General features: G+C 69.7%; 20 protein-coding genes and 1 tRNA gene. 8 read left to right on the forward strand and 13 right to left on the reverse strand.

The window, feature by feature from the left end; translation table 11 throughout:
- Nucleotides 1–16 precede the first annotated feature (16 nt).
- Together ABD658_RS09065 and mca are read right to left on the reverse strand one after the other, a co-directional pair.
- Complete coding sequence (locus ABD658_RS09065; RefSeq protein WP_070160025.1) at nucleotides 17–403, reverse strand: hypothetical protein; 387 nt, start codon at nucleotides 401–403, stop codon at nucleotides 17–19.
- An 87-nt stretch (nucleotides 404–490) separates the two neighbouring features.
- Nucleotides 491–1,375 (reverse strand): mycothiol conjugate amidase Mca, encoded by an 885-nt coding sequence (mca, locus tag ABD658_RS09070; RefSeq protein WP_344744358.1) that lies wholly within the window; start codon nucleotides 1,373–1,375, stop codon nucleotides 491–493.
- 276 nt (nucleotides 1,376–1,651) lie between these two features.
- Here mca and ABD658_RS09075 point away from each other — a divergent pair, with 276 nt between their 5' ends.
- The 4 genes from ABD658_RS09075 (at nucleotide 1,652) to greA (ending at nucleotide 4,552) form a co-directional block, all read left to right on the forward strand.
- Complete coding sequence (locus ABD658_RS09075) at nucleotides 1,652–2,074, forward strand: DUF4307 domain-containing protein (RefSeq protein WP_344683832.1); 423 nt, start codon at nucleotides 1,652–1,654, stop codon at nucleotides 2,072–2,074.
- Nucleotides 2,074–2,913, forward strand: coding sequence for a molybdate ABC transporter substrate-binding protein (modA, locus tag ABD658_RS09080; RefSeq protein WP_344683830.1), 840 nt, complete (start codon nucleotides 2,074–2,076; stop codon nucleotides 2,911–2,913). The genes ABD658_RS09075 and modA overlap by 1 nt, the downstream gene beginning before the upstream one ends.
- 7 nt (nucleotides 2,914–2,920) lie before the next feature.
- Entirely contained in the window at nucleotides 2,921–3,721 is an 801-nt protein-coding gene (locus ABD658_RS09085; RefSeq protein ID WP_070160019.1) for an ABC transporter permease, read from the forward strand.
- Nucleotides 3,722–4,048: 327 nt separating this feature from the next.
- Nucleotides 4,049–4,552 (forward strand): transcription elongation factor GreA, encoded by a 504-nt coding sequence (greA, locus tag ABD658_RS09090; RefSeq protein WP_344683826.1) that lies wholly within the window; start codon nucleotides 4,049–4,051, stop codon nucleotides 4,550–4,552.
- On the opposite strand, the gene ABD658_RS09095 is transcribed toward greA, so the two are convergent.
- From ABD658_RS09095 to ABD658_RS09110, 4 genes are all read right to left on the reverse strand, one after another.
- Nucleotides 4,553–4,909, reverse strand: coding sequence for a hypothetical protein (locus tag ABD658_RS09095; RefSeq protein ID WP_344683824.1), 357 nt, complete (start codon nucleotides 4,907–4,909; stop codon nucleotides 4,553–4,555). It abuts the gene before it with no gap.
- Complete coding sequence (ilvA, locus tag ABD658_RS09100) at nucleotides 4,909–6,264, reverse strand: threonine ammonia-lyase (protein WP_344683822.1); 1,356 nt, start codon at nucleotides 6,262–6,264, stop codon at nucleotides 4,909–4,911. The genes ABD658_RS09095 and ilvA overlap by 1 nt, the downstream gene beginning before the upstream one ends.
- Nucleotides 6,265–6,293: 29 nt before the next feature.
- Complete coding sequence (locus ABD658_RS09105; protein ID WP_344683820.1) at nucleotides 6,294–7,871, reverse strand: AI-2E family transporter; 1,578 nt, start codon at nucleotides 7,869–7,871, stop codon at nucleotides 6,294–6,296.
- Between the two features lie 170 nt (nucleotides 7,872–8,041).
- Nucleotides 8,042–8,959 carry a Bax inhibitor-1/YccA family protein gene (locus ABD658_RS09110; protein WP_311026023.1) on the reverse strand — a complete coding sequence of 306 codons (918 nt, stop codon included), beginning with the start codon at nucleotides 8,957–8,959 and terminating at the stop codon, nucleotides 8,042–8,044.
- A 339-nt stretch (nucleotides 8,960–9,298) separates the two neighbouring features.
- Between ABD658_RS09110 and ABD658_RS09115 the strand changes: the two genes are divergently transcribed.
- The 3 genes from ABD658_RS09115 (at nucleotide 9,299) to ABD658_RS09125 (ending at nucleotide 11,695) form a co-directional block, all read left to right on the forward strand.
- Nucleotides 9,299–9,904 carry a biotin transporter BioY gene (locus ABD658_RS09115; RefSeq protein ID WP_344683817.1) on the forward strand — a complete coding sequence of 202 codons (606 nt, stop codon included), beginning with the start codon at nucleotides 9,299–9,301 and terminating at the stop codon, nucleotides 9,902–9,904.
- A gap of 92 nt (nucleotides 9,905–9,996) precedes the next feature.
- Nucleotides 9,997–10,590, forward strand: coding sequence for an energy-coupling factor transporter transmembrane component T family protein (locus ABD658_RS09120; RefSeq protein WP_344683815.1), 594 nt, complete (start codon nucleotides 9,997–9,999; stop codon nucleotides 10,588–10,590).
- A gap of 100 nt (nucleotides 10,591–10,690) precedes the next feature.
- The gene (locus tag ABD658_RS09125) at nucleotides 10,691–11,695 is read left to right on the forward strand and encodes a LacI family DNA-binding transcriptional regulator (protein WP_344683813.1); all 1,005 of its coding nucleotides are present in this window, start codon (nucleotides 10,691–10,693) and stop codon (nucleotides 11,693–11,695) included.
- Between the two features lie 27 nt (nucleotides 11,696–11,722).
- On the opposite strand, the gene ABD658_RS09130 is transcribed toward ABD658_RS09125, so the two are convergent.
- The 4 genes from ABD658_RS09130 to ABD658_RS09145 form a co-directional block, all read right to left on the reverse strand.
- Nucleotides 11,723–13,042: an ABC transporter substrate-binding protein gene (locus ABD658_RS09130; protein WP_344683811.1), complete on the reverse strand. Its 1,320-nt coding sequence runs from the start codon at nucleotides 13,040–13,042 to the stop codon at nucleotides 11,723–11,725.
- Nucleotides 13,043–13,242: 200 nt separating this feature from the next.
- Nucleotides 13,243–14,010 (reverse strand): cupin domain-containing protein, encoded by a 768-nt coding sequence (locus ABD658_RS09135; RefSeq protein ID WP_344683809.1) that lies wholly within the window; start codon nucleotides 14,008–14,010, stop codon nucleotides 13,243–13,245.
- Entirely contained in the window at nucleotides 14,007–14,957 is a 951-nt protein-coding gene (locus ABD658_RS09140; RefSeq protein ID WP_344683807.1) for a DUF6807 domain-containing protein, read from the reverse strand. Before ABD658_RS09140 ends, ABD658_RS09135 begins: the two co-directional genes overlap by 4 nt.
- A complete protein-coding gene (locus ABD658_RS09145; RefSeq protein WP_344683805.1) occupies nucleotides 14,954–16,090 on the reverse strand; it encodes a Gfo/Idh/MocA family protein in 1,137 nt (378 codons plus the stop codon). The genes ABD658_RS09140 and ABD658_RS09145 overlap by 4 nt, the downstream gene beginning before the upstream one ends.
- Before the next feature lie 311 nt (nucleotides 16,091–16,401).
- Here ABD658_RS09145 and ABD658_RS09150 point away from each other — a divergent pair, with 311 nt between their 5' ends.
- Complete coding sequence (locus ABD658_RS09150) at nucleotides 16,402–17,442, forward strand: LacI family DNA-binding transcriptional regulator (RefSeq protein WP_344683803.1); 1,041 nt, start codon at nucleotides 16,402–16,404, stop codon at nucleotides 17,440–17,442.
- 11 nt (nucleotides 17,443–17,453) lie between these two features.
- Here the strand turns inward: ABD658_RS09150 and ABD658_RS09155 are convergent, their stop codons facing one another.
- The 3 genes from ABD658_RS09155 to ABD658_RS09165 all read right to left on the reverse strand — a co-directional run bounded on the left by ABD658_RS09155 (nucleotide 17,454) and on the right by ABD658_RS09165 (nucleotide 19,229).
- Complete coding sequence (locus ABD658_RS09155; protein WP_344683801.1) at nucleotides 17,454–17,999, reverse strand: TetR/AcrR family transcriptional regulator; 546 nt, start codon at nucleotides 17,997–17,999, stop codon at nucleotides 17,454–17,456.
- On the reverse strand, nucleotides 17,986–19,071 hold the full coding sequence (locus tag ABD658_RS09160; RefSeq protein ID WP_344683799.1) for an FAD-dependent monooxygenase: 1,086 nt from the start codon (nucleotides 19,069–19,071) through the stop codon (nucleotides 17,986–17,988). The genes ABD658_RS09155 and ABD658_RS09160 overlap by 14 nt, the downstream gene beginning before the upstream one ends.
- 84 nt (nucleotides 19,072–19,155) lie before the next feature.
- Nucleotides 19,156–19,229 (reverse strand) — tRNA-Leu (locus ABD658_RS09165).
- Nucleotides 19,230–19,321: the final 92 nt, after the last annotated feature.

Raw genomic sequence — 19,321 nt, forward strand, 5'->3', positions numbered from 1 at the left:
GACGCCAGTCTAGGGATCAGCGGGCGGTCTCGGTGCCCGGACGCTCGTCGTCGGCCTCGGCCGGGGTGTCCTCGGCGGGCTGCGCGGTGCCGAACCGGTCGGCGGCCGCGGCGTCACGGGCCCGCTGCTGAGCCTCGGAGATCTCCGCGGGGACGATCTCCCCGGGGAACTCGGGCTCCTCCCCGGACAGCTCCGCCTCCACCTGGGAGCGGTACTTCATCCGGCGCATGCGCTTGGCCAGATCACGGACGACCACGATGAGCAGCACAACGATCAGCGCGGTGAACAGGAACCCCTCGATGCCGGGGGTGATGTCAGACTCCTCAAGGCCCGGGCGCAGGTCAGGCGTGTCACCGCCGCCCCCACCGGGCCACCAGTTCGTCAGTGCAGGGAAAGGATGCACGGGAGTCTCTCGCCTCTGATCCGAAGTCTGTCGCTTGTCCGAGGGCCAAGTCTACGCCGTGTAGAAAACGAAAGCACACGGCGCAGGTCAGCGGATCCCGGCGAACAGGTCGTGCTCGGGCAGCTGCGTCTCCACCCGGGAGTCGATGAGCACATAGTCGTCGTAGGGCCACACCTTGCGCAGGAAGTCGTTGGGCGTGGCGAAGAAAAAGCCGTCTGGCTCCACCTGCGTGCGGTGGGCGCGCAGGGCACGGTCGCGCAGCTCCAGGTAGTCGCCCACCGGCACCTGGGTGGTCACCTCGTGCTTGGTCAGCCAGGGTATGCCGCCGTCGTCGTCGTAGCGAGCGATCCGCTCCCCGTAGGGGGACTCGTAGCCGGCCTCCACGAGGGCCTCGTGGATCGCACGGAACCGGCCGGGGTTGAAGGCCCGGTCATAGTAGAGCTTCTGCGGCTCCCATGGCTCGCCCGCATCCGGGTAGCGCTGGGCGTCTCCGGCGGCGTGATACGCCTCCACCGAGATCTTGTGGGACATGATGTGGTCCGGGTGCGGGTAGCCGCCGGACTCGTCATAGCTGATGATCACATGGGGGCGGAAACGGCGGACGAGCCGGACCAGCGGGTAGGCGGCCTGCTCCAGTGGCAGCGTCGCGAAGGACCCCGCCGGCAGCGGGGGCATCGGGTCGCCCTCCGGCAGGCCCGAGTCCTCGAAGCCCAACCACACGTGGTCGATGCCCAGCGCCTCAGCGGCCTCACGCATCTCCTGCCGACGCACGCCGGTCAGGTCCCGGTGGCACTGCTGCAGCTCCCGGGCCGCCTCGTTGAGCAGGTCCCCCCGCTCCCCTCCGGTGGCCGTGGCGACCACGACCTCGGCGCCGGCGTCCACATAGGCGGCCATCATCGCCGCGCCCTTGGAGGACTCGTCATCCGGGTGGGCGTGCACCGCCAGCAGCCGGAGCCCCTTCGACCGTGGCACGTGCTCATGGGCCGCCTCGGCATGTGGGACGACGGCGTCCCGCAGTCCGCGCGGCGGCTTCACCGTCGCCGCGTCCCGACGGATCACGGGCGTCGAGGCAGAGAGGGTGTCAGCCGGATGGTCTGGGGTCGGGGTCACAGTCGGTCTCCGTGTCGGTGGTCGGGGTACAGGTGGTCGGGGTGCAGGTCCTCAGCACTGAACGGGGACGCCCGAAACTGCGCGGGAGCCCTCACCCCTCCACGCATCAGAACTCCCCGACGCACTAGAATAATCCCGATGAGTCACACGCCCGCCTCCCCCAGCCTCGCCGAGCGCTACGGCACCGCCAAGCGCCCCCTGACCGCCCGGACCCGCACGTGGCTCATCTTGGCGGCCCTGGCGGCCGCCCTGGCGGTGGCCGTGTACTTCACCGTCGGCAACACCGTGGGGCAGATGACCTCCAAGGATGTCGGGTACATCATTCATTCGGACACCGAGGCCTCGGTGGACTATGAGGTCACCAAGGACTTCGACGCCACCGTGCAGTGCATGGTCCAGGTCCTCGACGACACCTACGCCGTCGTCGGGGCCAAGACCGTCACCATCGGCCCGCATGAGGGCAGCGACTCCTCCGACAGGAGCCAGTATTTACGCACCGATCTGCGCACCGAGCACCGCGGAGTCACCGGCATCGTGGACTCCTGCTGGGAGCTCGACTGATGCGACCAGGCTCCTGGTTCCACCGCATGCGCGGAGTGATCGCCCTGGCGCTGCTGGTGTGCTTCATCGCCGCCTTCGCGCTCACCGCCTGCTCCGACGATGACACCGAAGCCGAACCTCCTGCCACTCCGACCACCGAGGTCACGGTGCTCGCCGCGGCGTCGGTGGAGCCGGCGCTGCGGCGCGTGGACCAGAACCTGCGCGCCCGCGGCGCCAGCGTGACCCTGAGCACCGAGTACGGCGGCACCTCCACACTGGTCTCGCAGATCCGCTCGGGACGCGCCTTCGACATCGTCATCACGGCCTCGCGCACCCACATGGCGGACCTGGTGGACGACGGCGCGGTCGCCGGTGACGCCTATCCGCTGGCCACCAACCGGCTGGCTCTGGTGGTGCCGGCGGACAACCCCGGCGAGATCGACAGCTTCGACGACTTCATCGCCCACGCCGCAGAGCTGACCACCGCGACCTGCGCCGAGGACGTCCCCTGCGGGGAGCTGGCCCGCACCATGCAGGAGGAGCTCGGCGTGGACGTGCACGCCGACACCGAGGAGACCTCGGTGGCCTCTGTGATGACGAAGGTCCGCATGGGCGAGGTCGACGCCGGCTTCGCCTACCTCACCGACGCCGAGGCCGCCGACGACGAGGTCGAGGTCTTCGAGATCCCGGACTTCCCGCACAACGACACCCAGATCTGGGCCGCGGTCGCCGCCGAGCCTCAGGAGCAGGAGGCCGCCGAGCAGCTGTTCACGCTGCTGGTGGGAGAGTCCGGGCGCACCGCGTTCGAGGAGGCAGGTTTCCTTCCGCCCCCCGCCGCCGAGGCCTCGAGCCTCGACTGAGCCCTCCATGGTGCGACGCACGAGCGCTCTCCCCGGCCTGCTGTGGCTGCCCGCCGTCGTCGGCGCCGTGCTGCTGACCCTTCCCGTGCTCTCCCTCCTGGTCGAAGCCGACCTGCCGGCCGTGCCGGAGCTGCTCGCCTCCCCCACCACGCGGGAGGCCCTGCTGCTCAGTGTCCAGACCGCGACGGCGGCCACCGGGCTGTGCCTGGTCTGCGGGATCCCCCTGGGGGTGCTGATGGCCCGGGGTCGGGCGCGCCTGCTGCCCTGGGTGCGTCCGCTGGTGCTGCTGCCGCTGGTGCTGCCGCCCGTGGTGGCCGGTGTGGCGCTGCTGGCGGCCTTCGGACGTATGGGCCTGGTGGGCCAGCCGCTGCATGCCCTTGGCGTGCAGATCACCTTCACCTCCCTCGCGGTGGTGCTGGCTCAGGCGTTTGTGGCGATGCCCTTCATGGTGCTCTCCGTGGAGTCCGCCGTGGCGTCGCTGGACCGGGAGTATGAGGAAGCGGCCGCGACCATGGGCGCCGGCCCGCTGGCCACCCTGTGGTGGGTGGTGCTGCCGCTGGTCCGCCCCGGTCTCCTGGCTGGGACCGTGTTGTGCTTCGCGCGCTGCCTGGGCGAGTTCGGCGCGACTCTGGCCTTCGCCGGATCCGCGGCCGGGACCACCCGGACCGCCCCGGTGGAGGTGTACCTGCTGCAGCAGTCCGACCCCCAGGCCGCCGCTGCGCTGGCGGTGGTGATGATCGCCGTCGCGCTGATCGTGGTGGGACTGGTCTACGGACCCGGGCGCAGACTGTTCAGCGTCCGGAGGTGAGGGCAGCACTGCCAGCCTCGCAGCGACGACGACCCTGTGCCGTGGACGACCCTGTGCCGTTGACGACACTGTGCCGTTGACCCTGAGCCGTTGAGGTTCTGGCCCGTCACCACTACGATTGTGGAAACGCAGAACCACCCCGCCGGGGAGCTGCCGGGCACCAATCCCGGGGCACACGTCCTCAGGCGGGGTCTCTGCATGTACGACGAGGAACCGCACGGCATCGCTGTCCGGAGGGGCCCGCCCCACCACGGAGGGCGATGCCGTCTGACGTGTCGGGCCCCTGGCCCGGCGCCCGGTTCCTCCTCAGACCCGAGGAGAACTACAGTGTCGACGCACGCTCACGAGACCGATGAGAACGCCCAGTGGCTGACCCAGGAGGCGTATGACCGCCTCAAGGCTGAGTTGGAACACCTCAGCGGCCCCGGTCGACAGGAGATCGTCGACCGGATCGAGTCCGCCCGCGAAGAGGGCGACCTGAAGGAGAACGGCGGCTACCACGCGGCCAAGGAGGAGCAGGGCAAGGCCGAGGCGCGCATCCGCTACCTCACCGACCTGCTCGAGAACGCCTACGTCGGTGACGCCCCCGCCAGCGACGGGACCGTCGTGCCCGGCATGGTCGTCACGGCGAAGATCGCCGGCAATGAGATGCGGTTCCTGTTCGGCAACCGCGAGATCGCCGGCGACTCCGATCTGGACGTCTACTCCGCCAGCTCCCCGATCGGAGCGGCCATCAACGGCGCCAAGGCCGGCGACTCACTGTCCTATGCCGCGCCCAACGGCAAGGAGATCCCGGTGGAGATCGTCTCCGCCGAGCCGTTCACCGGCTGATCAGACCCAGCCGTCGAGGTCGCTGGCGTTGTTCTGACGCCGGCGGCCTCGGCGGACGCTGCGCCGCAGACGACGCTGCTGGCGTCGAGAGCGCCCCGCAGCACGAGACGACACCCCGTCGCCCTCGGCGGCGGGGTTCTTCCGTCTCTCCTCACGGCGACGCATCCAGCGACCCAGCCACCACGCCAGTCCGGCCAGCGCCGCCAGGCTCAGCGCCCACATCAGACCGATCAGCGCCAGGCCGATCAGATCCGCCCAGGCCCCGTCAGGTCCACCGCCCTCGGTGGCCTCGCCACCGACGCCGGAGCTGAGACCCACGCCGGCGCTGACGGAGAACTTCATCATCGAGACGGGCATCAGTTCATCACGATCGGTTCGTAGCCTTCGGCGCGGAGACTGTTGAGCACCAAGGCGGAGTGCTCCTCCCCCTTGGTCTCCATGTTGATCACGATGGAGACGTCGCCCATGGACAGGGCCCCGCCGATGCGGGTGTGGTCCACCCCGGTGACATTCGCGTCAGTGTCGGCGATGATGCGCGAGATCATCGCCAGCTCCCCGGGCCGGTCCTTGAGCATCAGCTTCACCGTCAGGAAGCGGTTCGCCGCGGAGAGGCCGCGCTGGATGACCTTGAGCATGAGCATCGGGTCGATGTTCCCGCCGGAGAGCAGCGCCACGATGGACTTCGGTTCGATGCCGAGTCCGGCGAGCTTCCCTTCCAGCAGCGCGGCGACGCCGACTGCGCCGGCCGGCTCCACCACCATCTTCGAGCGCTCCATGAGGAAGATCAGCGCCTGGGCGATCGCGTCCTCGCTGACGGTGACGACGTCGTCGACGAGGTCCTTGATGATCTCGAAAGGGATGTTCCCGGGCCGCCCCACGGCGATCCCGTCCGCGATGGTGCGGACCCCCTTGATGGGCACCAGCGCGTCCGCGGCCAACGACGGCGGATAGGCAGCCGCATTCTCCGCCTGCACCCCGATGATGCGCACTTCGCGGCCCTGTCGCGCCGCCTCCTGCTTGATGGCCACCGCATTGCCGGCCAGCAGTCCGCCGCCGCCGATGCCCATGATGACGGTGTCGACGTCGGGGACCTGCTCCAGGATCTCCAGGCCGATGGTGCCCTGGCCGGCCACCACGTCGGTGTTGTTGAACGGGTGGATGAACACCGCACCCGACTCGGAGGCGTAGTTCTGGGCCTCCGTGAGAGCCTCGTCCACATTGGAGCCGTGCAGGATCACCTCGGCCCCGTGGTCACGCGTGGCGGCCAGCTTGGGCAGCGCCACTCCGCGCGGCATGTAGATCTTCGCCCGGATGCCGAGCTTCTTGGCCGCCAGCGCCACGCCCTGGGCGTGGTTGCCGGCCGAGGCCGCGACGACGCCGCGCTCCTTCTCCTCAGCGGAGAGCCGGGCCATGCGCACATACGCGCCCCTGACCTTGAAGGAGCCGGCACGCTGCAGGTTCTCGCACTTCAGATGCACGGTGGCGTCCATCATGCGCCCCAGAGCACGGGAGTGCTCCATGGCCGTCGGCACGATGACGCCGTCCAGCAGCTCGCGGGCCGCCTGAACATCCTCCAGCTGCACGCTCAGGTGCCGTCCGGGGATCCGGTGCTCCGCCTGATGCTCCGTGATGGCGTCTCCTGAGGCCGAGGAGCCCTGCGGGCCCGGAGTGGATGTCATGGTCTCGTGCGCGATCTGGTCGATCTGGGTCATCGTGGTCCTGTGTCAGTCCTTCTCCGGGGTCAGTCCTTCTCCGAGGCTCGGTCACCTCGGGAGGCTTCGGCGTCGTGTTCAGCAGAGCCGGCGGCGGAGCTCTCCGCTTCCTCGCCAGCGGCGTCGTCCTGCTTGCCTGCGCGACCACCACGACGGGCGAAGGCCGGCTTGTCCGGGTCCAGCCCCGGCATGGTCTCCAGGAAGCGTCGCTTGATCCCGGCCAGCGTCTCCTGCTCCTGGGCCTCGATCTCCCGCCGCTCGGCGTCCCGGCGCAGGGCCTCCTCCTGCTGCTCTCGCTCCATGGCGACGGCTTCGTCATCACGCCGCCATTCCTCCCGGACGATGTAGCGCACCGAACGGTTGATGAACGCCAGCACCGGCACAGCGAACAGGGCGCCGACGATGCCGAGCAGCGTGGTGCCGGCGGTCACGGCCAGCACCACGGCCAGCGGGTGGAGCTTGACGGCCTTGCCCATCACGATGGGCTGCAGCACATTGGACTCGATCTGCTGGACCAGCAGCACCACGCCGAGCATCAGCAGCGCGTTGACCAGCCCGTTGGCCACCAGTGCCAGCAGCACGGCGATCGCGCCGGTGACCACGGCACCGATGATCGGGATGAAGGAACCGAGGAAGACCAGCACGGCCACCGGCAATGCGAAGGGCACTCCGAGAAGGGCAGCACCGATGCCGATGCCGACGGCGTCGACGGCGGCCACGAAGACCTGGACGCGCACATAGGTGCCCAGCGCGGTCCATCCCCGACGGCCCGCACCGTGGATGGCGGGGCGGAACTTCCGCGGGACGAAGTTCACGGAGAAGTCCCAGATGCGGCGGCCGTCGGAGAGGAAGAAGATCAGGGTGAACAGCGCGAGGATCAGCCCGACCATCAGATTCCCGGCCGTGGAGCCGATGGACATGGCCCCGCCGAGGATCGATTCGGAGTTGTCCTGCACCCACTGCGTGGCTTCGGCCATCCACTGGTTGAAGTCCTCGGCGGAGATCGTGATGCCGAGGTCACGGCCGACCTCCTCGGCCATGGCCACCAGCTCCATCACACCGACCCGCACCTGGTCGGCCATCTCCGCGAAGCCTGTGATGATCTGCTGGCCCACCTGGAAGAGCAGACCCAAGACGAAGGCGATCAGCAGCAGGATCGTGGTGATCGCGGCCAGAATCCGCGGGAAGCGCAGCTTCCGGAAGAAGTTGTGGACCGGGCGCAGCAGTGTGGCCAGCAGCGCGGCCACCAACAGCGGGATGATCAGCAGCGAGACATAGCTCAGCAGCCACAGCAGCACCCCGGTGAACGCCAGGATCAGCAGCACGCGCCAGGACCAGGCGGCGGCGATCCGCACACCCCAGGGGATGTCCTCCTGGATCCGCTCGGCGTCGCTGAGCCCGGCCAGGCGCTCATGCTCCAGCTTCCCAGAGGTCACCGGGTCAGTCCCCGCACGGCTCGAAACGGCGGTGGTCCCACCGGACCCGGACACGCCGGACTCAGACACGCCGGACTCAGATGCGGCGTCGCCCGCCACGGCGACGTGGGCGCCCACCGGCACGGCGGCCGGCTGCGTCCGGCCGTCCCCGCGGGCTTCCTCAGCGTTCATGCGCTCCATGGTGGCACAGCACTCCTGGACTCGAAGGATCAGTGTGTGAAGGTTCAGGGACTGAGACGTCCCAGACGACGACGGGCCCGCAGCGCACCGGAAGCGGTGCGCGGCGGACCCGTCGCGATGTCAGGCCGGCCGCAGACAGCAGCCGGAGCGAAACTGCGGCGTCATTCCGCCATGGACCGGATGATGGCGATGATGCGCAGGATCTCGATGTAGAGCCAGACCAGGCTCACGGTCAGGCCGAAGGCCGCGGCCCAGGAGTACTTGGATGCCACGCCGGCCTCCACGCCCTCCTGGATGTTGGTGAAGTCCAGCACCAGCGAGTAGGTGGCCAGCAGGATGGCCAGCGCGCCGATGGCCAGGCCGATCCACGGGCTGAACTCGGTGCGCAGACCGAACATGGAGCTGGTGCCGCCGAACATCATCAGGCCGAAGTTGACCAGGCAGAACACCAGGTAGGCCAGGCCGGCCACCATGAACATCTTGTTCAGCTTGGGCGTGGCGCGGACCTTCCCGGAGCGGAAGAGCACCAGCACCGAGGCGAAGACGATGGCGGTGCCGAGGACGGCCTGCAGCACGATGCCCGGGAACTGGTACTCCAGGAACATCGAGATGCCGCCCAGGAACAGTCCCTGGAAGGCGCTGTAGGCAAGGATCAGCGCCGGGTTCGGTTCGCGCTTGAACGCGTTGACCATCCCGAGGGCGAAGCCGCCGAGGACGCCGAGCAGCATCAGTCCGCTGGCCAGGCCGAAGCTCATCGCCCCGGCAGTCACGGAGATGCCCGCTCCGACGAGCACCACGACGAAGCTGATCAGGGTCTTGCGGATGACCTCGTCATAGGTCATCCGGCCGAGGTCCTGGCCTGTGGGCGAAGGCTGGCCGTACATCTGGTGCAGCTGGTCGGCACCCGGCGCCTGCTGACCGGGCATACCGTGCTGCTGGGCGTAGCTTGGACCGGCTCCGGGGTGCTGTGCCCGGGGCTGCTCGGTCACGGTGCCCTGGTCGCTCATGTAGAAACGACGGCGCTCGCGCTCCTTGAACTGCGAGGGGAACGCCTGCGAGTTGAAGATCGGGTTGGACATGTCGTGGGCCGCACTCCTTATCGGGGCTCGTGGCTCTGTCGCGTGCGCAGCACCTACGCTCGGCGAGCGAGCGACTCGGCGACGGGCTCTCACCCGCCGTCGCAGGGGTGCAACGCTGACGCACCGTGTAGACAGTCTACCGGGAACACGGCGTGATGTGCGCCGCATGTCCCCTGGTGAGACCGCATCAGCGCCGATGTCCGCGCAGAGCTGACCCGGGCGCAGTGGCGAGAGACGCTCTCCACGGCCTACAGTGGGGCCGCAGACCGTGTTGAACAGCGTTCAAACCGTCGGCGATGCGACTCGCCGGCACCAGGACGCCCCACTCTTGGAGCCCCGATGCCCCCGTCCGAGACCCTCGTCGCCGGCCCGGCCACCGCCGCCGTGCGCGGGATCGCCCAGATGGCCATGTTCGCCGCGCTCGTCGCGGTGCTGGGCCAGCCCTTCGCCATCCCCGTGGTGGCCGGAGTGCCGATCACCCTGCAGACCCTCGGGGTGATGCTGGCCGGCGCGATCCTGGGCCCCTGGCGAGGGGCGGGGGCCATGGTGCTGCTGCACGCCCTCGTCGTCGCCGGCCTGCCCCTGCTGGCGCAGGGCTCCGGAGGGCTCGGCGTCTACGCGGGCCCCACCGCCGGGTTCGCGCTGGGCTGGATCCCCGCCGCGTTCGCCGTCGGGGCGCTGGCCCAATGGCGCTGGCCACTGGCCTGGTGGCGGACCGCTCTCGGCGCCGCCCTCGGCGGCATCGGGGTGATCTATGCCTGCGGCATCCCGGTGATGGCCTACCAGCTGGGCCTCACGCTCCCCCAGGCGACCATCGCCACCGCCGCATTCCTCCCGGGAGACCTCGCCAAGGCGGCGATCGCCGTGCTCATCACCCACGGGCTGGTGAAGGCCTATCCCGCACCCTTCAGCTGGGCGCGCCGCCGCGGGGCCCCCGCGCGATGACGACCGCACCGCCGGCATCGGGGTCCGTGCGACGCCGCGCACCCCGGGCAACCTCGGCGGGACCTGCGGGCGGAGGCGCAGCCTCCGCGGTCATGCCGCTGCATCAGCCGGGCACCTCGGTGCTGCACCGCACGGGAGTCGGCGTCAAGTTCCTGCTGGTCTTCCTGCTGGCCTTGGGGGTCTCCCTGCAGAGGGAGAACCCGTGGGCGATCCTGGGTGCGTGGGCCCTGGTGATCCTCGGACATCTGCTCGCCGGAACCGGAGTCTCCGGGCTGCTGCGGCGCCTGTGGGGTCTGCGCTGGATCCTGCTCATCCTCACCGTCCCTCAGCTGATCTTCCTCGAGCCGCAGGTCGCCCTGCTCAACGTCTCCCGCGTAGTCGCGGTGATCATGGTGGCCGGGCTGTTCACGCTCACCACCCGCACCTCAGACATCCTGGAGGGTTTCGACCGCGCCCTGGCGCCCCTGGCGAAGCTCGGCGTCGACACCTCCCGGATCTCCCTGGCCCTGTCCCTGACGATCCGCTCCGTGCCCGTGATCCTGGCGTTCTCCGGTCAGATCCGCGAGGCGCTGCGGGCCCGCGGCCGACGCGTCACCCCGAAGGCGCTCATCATGCCGCTGCTGGTGATGTCGCTGCGCCATGCCGAGGAGACGGCGGAGGCGTTGGCGGCCCGTGGCGTACGCTGAGCGCCGCCGACCAGCGGTTCCACCCCGACAGCATCGTCCCGGCACCCTGAATGTCCTACGATGTCATGCAACAGACGCCCCCGCCTTCAGGAGACTTCGCATGGCCTTGCCGCAGCGCGCCACCCTCGACGACGTCGCCCGCCTGGCCGGAGTGAGCCGCAAGACCGCCTCACGCGTCTACAGCGAACCCGAGAAGGTCGCCGCCGCGACGCGCGAGCAGGTCCTGGCCGCCGCGCGTCGGCTGCGGTTCCGCCCCAACACGCTGGCCCGGACCCTGCGCCGAGGAGGCGCCACCTCCACCGTGGGGCTGCTCATCGGTGAGATGAGCAACCCCTTCTATCATGCGGTCGCCGCGGGCATCGAGCATGAACTCTCAGCCTCCGGACTGACCCTGGTGATGGGCTCCAGCGACGACACGGAGGAGGGTGAGGAGCGGGTCGCCGACGCGCTGCTCTCCCAGCGGGTGGCCGCGCTGCTGATGATCCCCTCAGCGGCCGACCAGTCCTATCTGGACGGCGAGCGTCAGCTGGGCACCCCGGTGATCGCCGTGGACCGCCCCGCCCGGAACCTGCTGGCCGACGCCGTGCTGCTGCAGAACCGCGCTGGGGCCCGACAGGCCGCCGAGGCGCTGCTGAACGCGGGACACCGCCGGATCGCCTACCTGGCCTCCCGGGCAGACATCCACACCCAGCATGAGCGCCTGGCCGGTTACCGGGAGGCGATGGCCACCGCGGGGCTGGGCGACGCTGCGGCGCTGGAGCACCTCAGCGACGACGACGCCGAGGACACCGTCGCCCGAGCCGCCCTGGACACCGCCGAACCGCCGAGCGCCGTGGTGGCCGGCAACAACAGGATGAGCGTCGCGGTGCTGCGCGCAGCCCGGGAGCTGGAGACGCGCCCCGCGCTCGTCGGCTTCGACGACTTCGACACCGCCGACGTGCTGGGGATCAGCGTGATCAGCCACGACCCCCTCGAGATGGGCCGCCGTGCCGCGGCCCTGGCGGTGGAGCGCATCGCGCGCCCCACCACCGTCCCCGAGGTCATCGAGCTGCCCACCCGCCTGGTGCTGCGCGGGTCCGAGTCGAGCACGGGCCTGGCCTTCTGAGCGAGCTGCTCCGGATCGGCCGCCCGATCAGCGCAGCGCGTCCTCGATCTCTGAGTGCAGGCGTTCGGCGGTCTCCTCGGCGCTGAGGCGGCCGAAGAAGAACTCGTCCTGATACCGCATGATGATGTCCTGAACGGCGCCGTAGCCCTCCGGCGGCATCGGCGGGGCGTCCGCGACGACGTCCTCCAGGCTCTCAGAGTACTCGACCACCTTTGTCTCCACCTCGCCGAGGTCCTCCCGGACAAGGTCACGGATGGCCCCGTTGCCCGGGATCCCCCGCTCGATCTGTTGGAGTTCGCCGACGCGCTCGTCATTGACCAGGAAGTCCACGAACTGCTGCGCCTCCTCGGGATGCTCGCTGCGGGCGGCCACCGAGTAGAACATGGAGGCCTTGTAATACATGCCTGCCTCGGTGGCGTCACCCGTGAGGCTGGGCGCCATGAACGGCTCAAGCTCGGAGCCTTCACCCCCGGAGAGCGCCACCAGCATCGCGTCCCAGACCGGCGCCACAGCCGCGTCCCCGGTAGCGATGAGTGTCTGCTCCCGAGCGATGCCGTGCTGCTCGGACATCTCTGCAGCCGAGGGCAGCACACCGGCATCCTGGAACTCGCCGAGCATCTCGAAGTACGGGACGACCTGGTCCGGCTCCGACGCGAGCTGGCCGTCGTCGTCCACCATGCTGCTCCCGTAGGTCTGACGCAGCCAGAGTTCCAGTCCGCCCGAGTCGAAGAACGAGGCGAGACCGTACCCGTCAGTGTTCTCCGAGACGGCGGCCCCCACCTCCTTGAGATCCTCCCAGGTCCACGCGGTGTCATCCGGTACGGACTCCCCCGCCTCCTCGATCAGTTCGGGGTTGGTCGCGAAGGTCAGGGCGGTCTGCCCGACCGGCATGGCGTAGAGCTCGCCGTCGAGGCTGCCGGTGTCCAGCAGCTCCTGGGTGAACTCCCGGGTCTCCACCTGGTCCAGCGGCAGGAGGATCCCGGACTCGATGTACTCGCGCAGATAGACCAGATCCATCTGGATGATGTCCGGGGTGTCTCCGCCGGCTGTCTGAGTGGCCAGCTGGTCCCAGTAGCCGTCCCATTCGTTGAATCGAGGCTCGATGCTGATGTGGGGATGCTCATCCTCGAAGATCTCGATGGCCTCCTGGGTGTACTGATGGCGTACGTCGCCACCCCACCAGGTGAAGGTCAAGGTGACGTCTTCGTCGCCGCCGCCGTCTCCGCAGGCGGTCGCGGCGAGCCCGGCCACCAGCAGCGCGCCGAGCGGCCGGGTCCAGGACCGGCTCCGACGGCTGGGACGGGACGGCGCAGCGTCGGGCAGTGATGGACGCGTCGTGGTTGTCATGGGGCCTCCTCATCTCGGGGAATGGGCTGGGTGTTGCCGATGTGCTGAGGTCTGTCGATCGGCTGAGGTCTGTCGATGGGCTGGGACTGGAGAGAGCACAGAGGGCCCCGAGGCGTGCCATCAGTGTGGCCTGATGCCTCGGAGCCCCCTGCGTATTCAGTTGTCGCACCGGATCCACTCTTCGCACCAGAAGAGGGGCTTCAGTCCGTGATGTCCGGGGCCCTCCAGGTCTGGAGCCGGCCACACATGCCGAAGAGGCGCGGGGCGGGACGGGGCTCGCCCCGGATCACGGAAGCTTCCTGCAGGTGGGATGCGTCGCCATCGGCGAGCGCCTCCAGCTGGGCTCGTGTGCGCTCGGTCTCAGCCTCCACGTTCGCGGCCCAGATCTCGCGCCACTGGTCGATGCGGGGCCGCACCAGCGCCGCCGCGCGCTCATGGAGGCGCCTCATGGCCGCGGGGCCGTCCTGCTCGACGGCGGCGAGCAGCTGCCGGTGGCCCTCGATCGCCAGGTCCCGGCGCGCGCGGGCCGCCGCGGCACGGGACTGTTCGTCTCCCTCGGGCGGCAGTGCCACCGCCTCGTGATAGCGATCCGGGTCGGCGAGGATCTCGTCCGGGAAGGTCATCACTGCGTCGCCGGCCTCCGGGAGCCCGGCGTTCTGCATGATCACCGCCAGCTCCAACCCTGCGTGGTTGACCAGCCGGTGCACGGTGCCGGGGGTGAACCACAGCAGGGATCCCTTCTCCAGCGCGTCCTGCGCCGCGCCGTCTGCACTGAGGGTGTGCACCTCTCCACGGCCGGCCGTGACCACATAGGCCTCGGTGGACACCGTGTGCAGGTGCGGGGTCCCGCCGTGGAGGCCGTCCGGGGTGTCCCAGTCGTAGACGCACAGGTCGCTCACCGACGTCCCGCCGGGGAACCGCGGCAGGGAGCGCGAGGGGAGGGCGCGGTTCTCCTGGGTGCCGCTCACAGTGCGAACTCCTCCCCCAGCGCCGTCAGCTCCTCCCCGCTGCAGACCTTCGCGATGAACACGAAGCGGTGGTGCAGGCGCAGCCGTCCCCCAGCGGGCAGGTGGATCTCCTGGTCGAAGGCCGGCGACGGACTGGTGACCGTGAAGATGCCTGTGCGGGTGAACCACTTGATGGGAGGCAGCTCGGCGTCCTGGGACTCGGAGGTTCCGGCGAAGGCCATCACCGTGCCGCCGCCGTCGAGTTCGTCATGCTCGGAGGAGAAGGCCACCCAGTCCGCCGGGGCGCCCATCGTGTTCTCCTCGCCTGCGGCGCCGGCGGAGTTCACGACGTCGCAGCCGGTCCAGGAGCGCGGACCGCGCCAGAACCAGCCGGTGTAGCCGGCATTCGGCCGACCGGCCGTCGTGGGGCTGCCCATCGGCAGGGTCTGCCCGCTGACGTTGGTCAGCTCAGTGGTGAGGTCGATGGCCCACACGCCTCGGCCGGCGCTGAAGCGGTCGACGTCCAGCGAATGGATCCGCTGGATCCGGTGCTCGTCGAACCAGTGCTCCCCCCGGGAGGTGATCCACTCCAGGGTCTCGTCGAAGACGACGTCCTCACCGGCCGAGGGTTCCACGGCGAAGCCGGTGTGCTTCATGGTGCCGAGGTTGTCCCGCATCTGGTACCCCGTCTCCGCGGCGAAGGTGGGGCCGCCCCAGAAGTTCTGGTCCGCCACATGGGACCAGGTGAACTGCAGGCCGGTGTGCCAGCGGTGGTCCCAGGGGCGGCGCACCGCGGCCTCGGCGCCGTCGGTGAAGCGCAGCGGGAACAGGTACGGCTTCGGGGCCTCCTCCTTCGGCGAGTCCGGGTGGATGACGTAGCGCAGGATCTCGGTGTCCGCGGCGTCGACGGCGATGGCGTCCTGCTCGACGCGGACGTCGAAGCCTGTGGTCACGGCGGTGCTGGTCACTGGACGGTCTCCTTGCTGGCGGCGGTGTTCTCCGCGCTGCCGTAGACGAACGAGGGGTCGTGCATGCCGGTGTAGTAGGTGCCCTCGGGCTTCATCTCCGCCCGCCGGACGGTGCGGCCCGTCTCCGACGATTCGTAGAGGGCGGCGATGAACTCCAGGACTCGGCGTCCGTCGTCGCCCGAGGCACGGGGGCGCACTCCCGCGGCCATCGCATCCAGCAGCTCGGAGAGCTGCTGCTTGTGCGAGGAAGGGACGTTCTCCTGCGGCGTCCAACCAGCCGCCGAGCCGTCCTCAGCACGGTGGGGCGCCGGGGTCCAGGTCCAGGAGCTGTTGTCATACCCGTAGAGATGCTCCACCTCCACGGTCGCGTCCTGGAAGTCGAAGCGCAGGTAGGAGACCTCCCGGGGGGAAAGCACGGAGTTCACCACGGAGGCCATGGCACCGTTGGCGAAGCGCACTGTGGCCAGGGAGACGTCCTCGGTCTCGACGTCTCGGTCCAACGCGTCCGCGACAGCCGTGACCTCGGTCCAGTCGCCGAGGATCTCAAAGAGCAGGTCCATCTGGTGGATGCCGTGTCCCATGGCCGGACCGCCGCCCTCGGTGGCCCATCTCCCGCGCCACGGCACCTCGTAGTAACCGTGGGTGCGGTACCAGAGGGTGTGGCAGACCGCGACCAGCGGGCGCCCGAGGGTGTGGTCCCGGACCTGCTGTTTGAGCTGCTGGGCTCCGGAGCCGAAGCGGTGCTGGAAGACGTAGGAGGCGAAGGGCCCGTTCTCGCCCTCGTGGGCCGCCACCTCGTCGTATTCGGCCAGGGTGAGCACCGGGGGCTTCTCGCACCACACCCACGCGCCGGCCTTCAGACCCTTGATGACGCCGTCTTTGTGCGCCACCGGTGGGGTGCACAGCACCAGCAGGTCGGGACGTTCCGCGGCGAGCATGGTGTCGACGTCGCTGTAGCGGCCCGGGATGGCCCACTCCTCGGCCACAGCGCCGAGACGGTCGGCGTCGACGTCGGCGATGGCCACCACCTCCACGCGGTCCTCATGGGCCTTCAAGGTGGGCAGGTGCGCCACGGTGGCGATGCCTCCGGCGCCGACGACGGCGGCGCGGACGCGGGGGGATGCGGCGGTCATGGATGTGCTCCTCGCGGGATGGGGATGGCTCACGGTGACGTCGATCCGTGACAGTGGCGATCACCGGCTACTGTGATCGATCACTTTATGACGTTGACCACAAGATTAGGGAGTCCGCGGGTAGGCTGTCAACACCAGAATGTCGTCCACGTCACACGCCTGCGGAGCAGGTGCCGCGCACTCAGTCCGCTGGCCGCGGCCGCAGGGCGGTGGCAGGATGGAGCAGCGGACCGCATCCGTGATGCGATGGCCCCATGGCCCGGCAGCACGTCCGGTCCGCGACGGACAGCCAGCTCAGAAGAGGTGACCACGTGGCGTCAGAGCCCACACCCGAGGCGCGGCCCACCCGCGCCGCGACGATCCACGAGGTCGCCCGCCGGGCCGGCGTCTCCCACCAGACGGTATCCCGCTATCTGCGCGACATGGGACCCTTCCGCGCCGACACCATCGCCCGGGTCGAGGCCGCCATCAGGGAGCTGGACTACCGGCCCAACATGATCGCACGGTCCATGCGGACCCGGCAGACCGGGGTCCTCACCGCCCTGCTGCCCGCTCCGGTGACCCAGATGCCCACGCCCATGCTCGCCGCCGCCGCCGAGGCGGCCCACGAGGCCGGGTACTTCATGGAGATCGCCGTGGTGGAAGGCCCCGCGGAAGAACGCAGCCGACGGGCCCGCGAGCTGATGGGCTCCGGACGGGTGGAGGGTGTGCTCTCCCTGGCCGGACTGCCGGAGCTGCAGGAGCAGGGGAAGACCGCCGCGTCCGGGGCCCTGACCATCGTCGAGCAGTTCGACGACAAGCTCCGCGGCCTGGGCACCTTGGCCGACGCCAGTGCCCTGCGCGAGATCATCGCCACCCTCGCCGATCAGGGCCATCGACGTTTCCTGCACATCCAGGGCCCCGAGGAATGGGCTTCCGCCCGCGCCCGCCGCCAGGTCTATGAGGAGACCCTCGCCGAACGCGGGCTCGAGTCCCACGGCGTCACCGGCGGCGACTGGTCCGCCCACACCGGCTACCAGGCCCTGCAGTCCTTGGAGGCCGACAGCGGCGTGACGGCAGTGATCGCGGCCAACGACTTCGTGGCCCTCGGCGCCCTCCGCGCGGCGCACGAGCGTGAGTGGCGGGTCCCGGAGGACCTCAGCATCATCGGTTGGGACGACATCGACCTGGGACGCTACTCGACGCCGTCGTTGTCCACCGTGGCGGTGGACCGCGAGGGGCGGGGCCGTCTGGCCATGCAACGGCTCATCGCCCTGGTCCGCGGGGAGGAGCCTCCCGCCGATGCACCGGTGCCGAACCATGTGGTGCTGCGCGAGTCCACAGGGCCTGCGCCGAGCGCGACGACCGACTGACGCGCAGAGGTTCAGCCTTCGGAGCCCAGGCAGGCCCGCAAGGAGGCCTCCGTCTCCGCGGACAGGCGCTCCCCTCCCAGGGCCAGGCGGTGAAGGATGATCCCCTCGACCTGCCCCATGACCCGCCGGGCCGTGATCACGGGCTCAGGCAGGCCGACGCTCTGCACTGTCTCCGCCGCCCACTCCTCCATGTGCTCCCGACCCCGTGCGAGGACCTCTCGCACCTGGTGATCGTGGATAGCCTCGACGAAGAGGGCGAGTCGTGCCGCCGTCAGGGTCCGCTGAGCACCTGTTGCGAGGTCGATGAAGGCGCAGAGAGCGTCGACGAGCCCGTCGATGCTCTGGGGGCGCTCCTTCGCATCGAAGGCCTTCTGCTCCATGGCCGCCAGGTGCTCCACCACACCTTGGAGGAGCTGCGCGCGGGTCCTGAAGTGGTTCGAGGTGGAGCCCTGCGGCAGACCTGCGGCCGCATCGATCCGCCGATGGGTCAGCGCCCGCAGCCCGTGAGACCCCACCAGCTCCACGGCCGCCTCCATGGCTCGATCACGGGTGCCCACTGCGTTCCCCCTCTCGAGGGATTGAGGAGGCGAGGCCCGCCGCGATTCGCAGAGCCCGGCGCCGGGTCTCCGGCAGGCACCGCGCCGTCGCCACCCGGCTGAGCAGCCGGGAGGCACGGACGACTCGCTGTGCCGCTCGTCGTCGCCGCCTGTCGAACTCCTGCAGCCCTGCCTCGACCGTCGTCGAGGCACTCAGCGCCTCAGCCAGCACGACGGCGTCGATGATCGCTTCGCAGGCGCCCCGGCCGATGTTCGGAGCCATCGCATGTGCCGCATCGCCGAGGATGACGACCCTGCCGCGGTGCCAGCTCCGCAACGGCGGCAGATCGAAGATCCGGCGCCGGTCGATTCCGACAGATCCGGCGCGCGCCACGACATCCCGCACCCCGGGGTGCCAGTCTCCGAACAGCGTGCTCAAGAGCTCGTCGTCGGGGAGTCCTGCGCCCTCATCCAGGAGGTCATCCCGAACCGCGGCGAACCAGTTGACCATGCCGGACTCCTGCGGGGTGACCCCGAAGAGACGCCCCGGCCCCCAGGTCTCGCAGGTAGTCTCCACGGGGCCAGGGACCGTGCCTCTGAATGCGGTGACGCGCAGCTCTCGAGGGCGGACCTCCTGCCCCGCGACCACAGACCGCAGCCGACTGTTGATGCCGTCAGCACCGACCACCAGGTCCGCATCGGACACGTCGGCCTCAGTGAGCTCCGCCAGGTCCTCCAGCGGTTCCCCCCAGCGAACGGCATCCTCGAGCTTCCCCTCCCACAGGGACCGATGCAGAGCTGGGCGTGAGAGGAGGACAGCCGATGCCCGGGTTCTGACGGCGGCGAACTCGATTCCGTCCGGGCGGAGGAACGCCGCCCCATGCTGCGTGACTCCTGCATGACGCACACGGTCGCCCACTCCCAAGGCGTCCAGGGCGGCCAGAGCCTCGGGCCACATTCCCAACGCAGTGCCGACCCCGGGCAGACCAGGCGCCCTCTCGCGGAGCTCCACCTGCCATCCCGCAGCGAGGAGAGCTCTGCCCACAGCCAAGCCCGAGATACCTGCTCCGACGATGACGACACGTCCCACCATGCCAAGAAGTTACTACAGTCGTAGTACCAGGTCGAGGGTTCGGCGCTTCCGTCGAGGACCGCCCACGCGTTCAGCGACCTTCGGTGCCCCCACTGGGATTCGAACCCAGACTGTGCTGATTTTAAGTCAGCTGCCTCTGCCGATTGGGCTATGGGGGCGCAGACACGACGACGGCGAGCCCGCCGCCAAGACCATCTTAGGTCTCCGGCAGAGGCTCGCCGTCGTCATCTCTGCAGTTCCCGCCGTCCCT

The organism is Nesterenkonia aethiopica (genome assembly GCF_039534665.1).
In the GTDB taxonomy this organism is placed as follows: domain Bacteria; phylum Actinomycetota; class Actinomycetes; order Actinomycetales; family Micrococcaceae; genus Nesterenkonia; species Nesterenkonia aethiopica.

Bases quoted from the DNA above. Each gene is read 5' to 3' on its own strand.
- ABD658_RS09075 (WP_344683832.1), top strand. From the start codon at position 1,652: ATGAGTCACACGCCCGCCTCCCCCAGCCTCGCCGAGCGCTACGGCACC.
- modA (WP_344683830.1), top strand. From the start codon at position 2,074: ATGCGACCAGGCTCCTGGTTCCACCGCATGCGCGGAGTGATCGCCCTG.
- ABD658_RS09085 (WP_070160019.1), top strand. From the start codon at position 2,921: ATGGTGCGACGCACGAGCGCTCTCCCCGGCCTGCTGTGGCTGCCCGCC.
- ABD658_RS09095 (WP_344683824.1), bottom strand. From the start codon at position 4,909: ATGCCCGTCTCGATGATGAAGTTCTCCGTCAGCGCCGGCGTGGGTCTC.
- ilvA (WP_344683822.1), bottom strand. From the start codon at position 6,264: ATGACCCAGATCGACCAGATCGCGCACGAGACCATGACATCCACTCCG.
- ABD658_RS09105 (WP_344683820.1), bottom strand. From the start codon at position 7,871: ATGAACGCTGAGGAAGCCCGCGGGGACGGCCGGACGCAGCCGGCCGCC.
- ABD658_RS09110 (WP_311026023.1), bottom strand. From the start codon at position 8,959: ATGTCCAACCCGATCTTCAACTCGCAGGCGTTCCCCTCGCAGTTCAAG.
- ABD658_RS09115 (WP_344683817.1), top strand. From the start codon at position 9,299: ATGCCCCCGTCCGAGACCCTCGTCGCCGGCCCGGCCACCGCCGCCGTG.
- ABD658_RS09120 (WP_344683815.1), top strand. From the start codon at position 9,997: ATGCCGCTGCATCAGCCGGGCACCTCGGTGCTGCACCGCACGGGAGTC.
- ABD658_RS09125 (WP_344683813.1), top strand. From the start codon at position 10,691: ATGGCCTTGCCGCAGCGCGCCACCCTCGACGACGTCGCCCGCCTGGCC.
- ABD658_RS09130 (WP_344683811.1), bottom strand. From the start codon at position 13,042: ATGACAACCACGACGCGTCCATCACTGCCCGACGCTGCGCCGTCCCGT.
- ABD658_RS09145 (WP_344683805.1), bottom strand. From the start codon at position 16,090: ATGACCGCCGCATCCCCCCGCGTCCGCGCCGCCGTCGTCGGCGCCGGA.
- ABD658_RS09160 (WP_344683799.1), bottom strand. From the start codon at position 19,071: ATGGTGGGACGTGTCGTCATCGTCGGAGCAGGTATCTCGGGCTTGGCT.